Here is a 4806-nt window from a genome sequence, read left to right as displayed (position 1 = left end):
CGTCGTGCGGATCCTCGACATCCCCGAGCAGTACGCCTCCGACGACCTCGGCTGAGCGGCCGTACGCGTCGACGACCGGGCCCGACCGGCCCGGGGGCGGCCACGACAAGCCTGTCGCACACCGAGGTCTCGATGTCGGCGGGCAGTTCCATTCCTCGGGGCAGGAGCCATGTGAGCGTGATTCGCGCCCGGAAAACCCGGTTCTCCCGCTCGCTGCGCAGCACCTGCGCGAGCTCTGTGTGGTGCGGGACGAAGTCGTCACGGTGCCTGCGGCCCAGCAGCGTTTCCAGCCGGTCTAGGAATCCCACTCGGTCGCCTCCCTGACGTCGAAGGCACCCAGCGGTGAGACACCGGAGGTAAGCGTGTCCGCTTCACCGATCCGTCGCATCAGCTCGATGCAGAGACTTTCGCGGTCGACGCCGTCGTCCGGGGCGGTGCGTGCCCAGCGCCAGATGAGGGGCGCGAGCACACCGACGTCCATACTGGATCTACACGCCCCGGCCAGGACCTGGCAGATCACCTCGCCGTCGGCATTGCCTCGGACGGCCTCCTCCAGCCAGACGACCGCCGCTTCCTTGGCCGTACCGGCGCTCTCCGGGTCACGAAGGGCCGCTCGCCATCCGCCGGCGAGGGTGTCGACGAACGTCTCCTCGCGCGTCGAGTGCGGCATCAGCACCAGGCGTCCCTCTGGCGAGCGCAGGACGGCCAGCTTCACGAAGGCCCGCAGGCCGGTACGCCGGGCGCGTCCTGCGGTCTCGACCCACTTCACGACCTCCATCACCGTTGGAACACGCAATCGCGGGCGGGTGACAAGCTGGGCCAGCGCGTCGAGAACCGCGATCTCGACCCGCCCGGAGTCACGGCCGGCCAGATGCTTCAGGCGGGTGAACGCGATCCGGTCGAACGCGTCGGCCAGCGGACCTCCGCAGACCGCCGCCACCACCAGGTGCAGCGACTCCTGGTTCCCGTTCCGCGCCCACGCGTACATCCTGCTGCGTACGGCGCGGCCGAGCTCGTCGCTCATCGCCGCGACCGTCAGCATCCTGACCGCTCGGTCCGGATCCTGCCCGGACCACTTCTGGACCGTGTCCAACACCAGGTCCGGCAGGCCGTGCCGCATCGCCAGGCGCCCGAGGATGGCGGCGGGCCGATCGTCACGCAGTCCCCTGAGCCAGTCGGTCAGATGATCCTTGAAGAAGGGGCGGTCCTCCCACACGTGGTCCAGTACGGCCACGCCGTATCTGGGGCGGGTGAATTTCACCTCCCCGTTCACGTACCTCGCATCGACGCCCTGTAGATGAGCGTTGACGCCCGGGCCGATCAGACCTCGGCCGGCGGGGTACGGGATGCCGACGGCCGCGCACAGCACGTCGGCCGCGGCGAAGACCTTCGTCACGGACGAACCCTCCATCGCGGCGACCGACAGCAACAGGGCACGCCGGTAGCCCTGTTCCGGCGCCTGGGTGGTCTCGAACCAGCTTCTGAGCTCCTTTTTCCAGTGGTGGTAGGCGGCGAGGACCTCCTGTATCCCTTCCTGCGGCGTCCGATGTCCTGACTCGTGCACGTGCTGGGTGAGCCTCACCGCGTCCTGCGAAGAAGCGCCGGACAGGATGCCGTCGATCCGGTCGTCGGCCGCCCACGCCCGGCACTCATCCTGTGAACGCCACCGGGCCAGGTGTGCCAGGAACACCTCACGCGATTCGCTCGCCTCCAACTCGACGGTCTCGGGTTGAACGGCGAGGTCGAGCGTGCTCAGCTCGTGCTCCGTGGCGAGCACGATCAGACAGGAGCCGGCCTCTCGCAGGCGCGCGGTGTAACCCGCCAGTTCCCTTCCCAGGGCGGGGAGCACCTCCGGGGCGCTCTCCTGCAGGTTCAGCAGGTAGGTCCTGTGCTTCTTGCAGTGCAGCGAGGCACGGACGTCGTCCTCATCGATGACCAGCCACTCGGGGGTCAGTTCGAGACCGGCTGCCACGTTCACCGCGGTGATGCGCCGACCGTTTCCCGGGTCGGCGCAGAGAACGACGATCCCTGTCTCGCGCACCATCGCGACGGCCCGCGAGAGAGTGTCGCCACGCGGCACGTAGACGGCCCGCATCATGCTGATCTCTTCGGGACCCAGCCGCCGTGAGGGAATCAGTTTGCCCAGATTGAAGGTGAGGTCGCCGTGGAAAACGCTTTCGACGAAAGCCGTTCCCACCTCTTTATGGAACTCCGCGACTGGAGGCAAGCTCATGTCTCCCCGAAGGTGAAGTCACCGTGAAACGTTCCACCGGTGAACGCCTGTCCGACCCGCTCGTGGAAGACCGCCGAGGCGCCTGTGACGGCCGGCTCGTCCGTTTCACCCTCCTGTTCGCCCGCCGTACGGCCGTCCGCCCCCGGTCCCCCGTCGAGGAAGGTCGGGCGGGGCACGTAGATCCAGGCGTGCTGCTTGAAGTTCTTCTCCGGCACCTCGGCGGTGACGCGGCGGAACTGACTCGCGTGAACGGCGGTATATCCCCCCTCGACCACGTCTTGGAAGACCCGCTCGGAGATGATCGCCCCGACAAGGGTGACGTCGGACTCCGCATGGGCCATCACCGCGCGCAGCTGATCGGAATCGAGCAGCCTGAAGGCGTCGTTGGTGGTCTTCCCCTTGCGGTCACGCAACGGGTCGTCCTGGTCGTGGACGGGCCCCACATGGATGCTGGCCCTCAGCCTCATGCTCAGGGCTCTGTCGCGAGCGCGGAGCGAGGGGGAGAGCTCCCACAGCGTGGTCTGAAGACTGTCCAGAAAGGGATGGATCAAGAACGGCAGGTATTGCGGCGTGATGCCGAAGACATACCCGTCGCCCGGCAACTCCGGGAAGCGTTTCTCCTGCCAGATGTGGTCTTGGCCGCACCGCGAGAACGCCTGCTCCAGGACCTCGGGGAGCATCGCGCTCAGCTCAGGAAGGTACCTGTCCCGATTATCTGTGAACCTGACGACATCCACTGCCAGCAGCCCGCGGTAGGGCGGCAGCGGGTGGCTGCCCGCATCGGGGATCACTGTGGCGCCTCCTGTCATGGCGAATCCTGATGACTGGCTACACGATGGCATTCAAATTCATGAGTGACTGTCCAGAACTGGACGTTCGTCCCAGGCCGTCGCCCGAAGCGCGTCAAGGTCCCGGATGACCATGCGCCGACGTGCGGTGGCGACGATTTCCGCCCGCCGCAACGCGGCCAGTTCCGCGGCCACGGCCGATCTCGACAGCCCCGTCGCCGCCGCCAGATCGCTCTGGGAGAGCGGTACCTCCAGTCCCATCGCCAGCCGCAGCAAAGTCCGCGCGACGAGCGTGACGGCGGGGAGTCCCGCCAGGTCCGCTCGAACGTCCTCCCCTTCCCTCAGACGGCGGATCGCGCGGCGGATCAGCATCCCGTGCAGGTCGAACTGACGGACGATCCTGTGGAAACGCTCGGCCGGCACCGCGTAGGCCAGACACGTGGTCAGCGCGGATACGGTCGCAGACCGCTCTCCGCCGTCCAAGACGGCCAGTTCTCCCAGCAGGTCATCCGCCTCTCGTACGGCCAGCAGGAGTTCACTGCCGTCCGGTTCCAGGCGGATCACCTTGACCTGACCGAAAGTCAGCACCAGCACGTGACTGCCCTGTGCGCCCTGCAGCAGGAGCACATCCCCGGCTTCGTATCGGCACGGCGTGCCGCTTTCGATCAGAGAGTGCCAGGCGGGCTGGGAGAAGGGCCGCATGATGCATGCGTACGTCGGGCACGCCGTTTTGGCAATCGCACGAGCGCGTCAAAGGGCCAGCTGGATGACCGCCGAGCCGACCGTCGATCCGATGGAGATCAGAAGCAGCCAGAAGCCCCATCGGATGAGCAGGTATTTCTTGGTGACGATCACGCTGACCGCCCGGATTTGTTCGGCCAGACCGGTCAGGTCGTCGTTGTCATGGTTGCGCAGCGCGTTGGCGATTTCTACCGCGGAACCGTACCGCCTGATGTCGTCGAAGTAGGTGATGCCGAGTGCGCGCCTCGTGATACGCGGGTATACCGCGCTCGCCAGGCAGACCAGGGCCGCGAGCGCGCACACCGCTCCCACCCACCACAGCCATTGCAAACTCGCGTGCAACTTCAGCGGCGACCAGTTTCCCGCGAGCAGGCCACCGGCGACCGCACCGATGCCCAGCCCCGCGACACCGAGGAGTACTTGCGCCTTCGTGTCTGCCCGATTGAGTTCTTCACGGGCTTCGGCGAACAGTCGGACACCATGAACACGCGCCTGCGCGTCATGGTCCTGCGGAGGTACAGGCACGACTGCCCTGGTCATCCACCGGAACACTGTGCCCCCTGGGTGAGTGAACCTTGAGTCATCCGGCCGTGGAGACGGCGAAGGGTATCGAAGACCGATTCATGACGAACGCTCTCAACACCCTTTGGGTGGCACTCTATGTGACGATCAACGGCCGGTGGTGAACACGGCGATCGCTGTTCTCGGACACGCTACTCCCCCTCACCCACCTCCCCTGTCCCTCGTCACCAGAAGCCCCGGCAGCGGTACGTCGCATTCCTGGGGCCGCATCGGGCATGCGGATCCCGGCTTCGCCCTGCGGACCCGCACGCACCTCATGCCGTCCGGCGAGGACCGCGTGCGCAAGGCGATCGACGGCGCCCGGGGGAGCGCCGCAGGCCCGGGAGGGGTAACCGCTGGAGAAATCACAGGTCAGCGCCTCGTGGCGCTAGTAGTACTTCGTTAGGTTGATTTGATCGTGGGTGCTGGGTTCGGCATGCTGCTCTCGTGGACTTGGGGGAAATCGAGCGGCTGCGGGGTGAG

General features: G+C 66.7%; 4 protein-coding genes. All 4 read right to left on the bottom strand.

Annotation, left to right across the window (positions count from 1 at the left end):
- Positions 1-295 precede the first annotated feature (295 nt).
- From ABT053_RS43170 to ABT053_RS43155, 4 genes are read right to left on the bottom strand one after another with little or no spacing between them, the layout of a single operon-like run.
- Entirely contained in the window at positions 296-2233 is a 1938-nt protein-coding gene (locus tag ABT053_RS43170) for a hypothetical protein (protein WP_350977981.1), read from the bottom strand.
- Complete coding sequence (locus ABT053_RS43165) at positions 2230-3024, bottom strand: hypothetical protein (RefSeq protein WP_350977979.1); 795 nt, start codon at positions 3022-3024, stop codon at positions 2230-2232. Before ABT053_RS43165 ends, ABT053_RS43170 begins: the two co-directional genes overlap by 4 nt.
- Positions 3025-3081: 57 nt before the next feature.
- The gene (locus tag ABT053_RS43160) at positions 3082-3723 is read right to left on the bottom strand and encodes a Crp/Fnr family transcriptional regulator (RefSeq protein ID WP_350977977.1); all 642 of its coding nucleotides are present in this window, start codon (positions 3721-3723) and stop codon (positions 3082-3084) included.
- 48 nt (positions 3724-3771) lie between these two features.
- Positions 3772-4302, bottom strand: coding sequence for a Pycsar system effector family protein (locus ABT053_RS43155; RefSeq protein WP_350977975.1), 531 nt, complete (start codon positions 4300-4302; stop codon positions 3772-3774).
- Between the last annotated feature and the right edge of the window lie 504 nt (positions 4303-4806).

The organism is Streptosporangium sp. NPDC002524 (assembly GCF_040295985.1).
Taxonomy (GTDB): domain Bacteria; phylum Actinomycetota; class Actinomycetes; order Streptosporangiales; family Streptosporangiaceae; genus Streptosporangium.
Note: the sequence above shows the minus strand (reverse complement) of the source record. Positions and strands in the feature narration are given on the sequence as shown.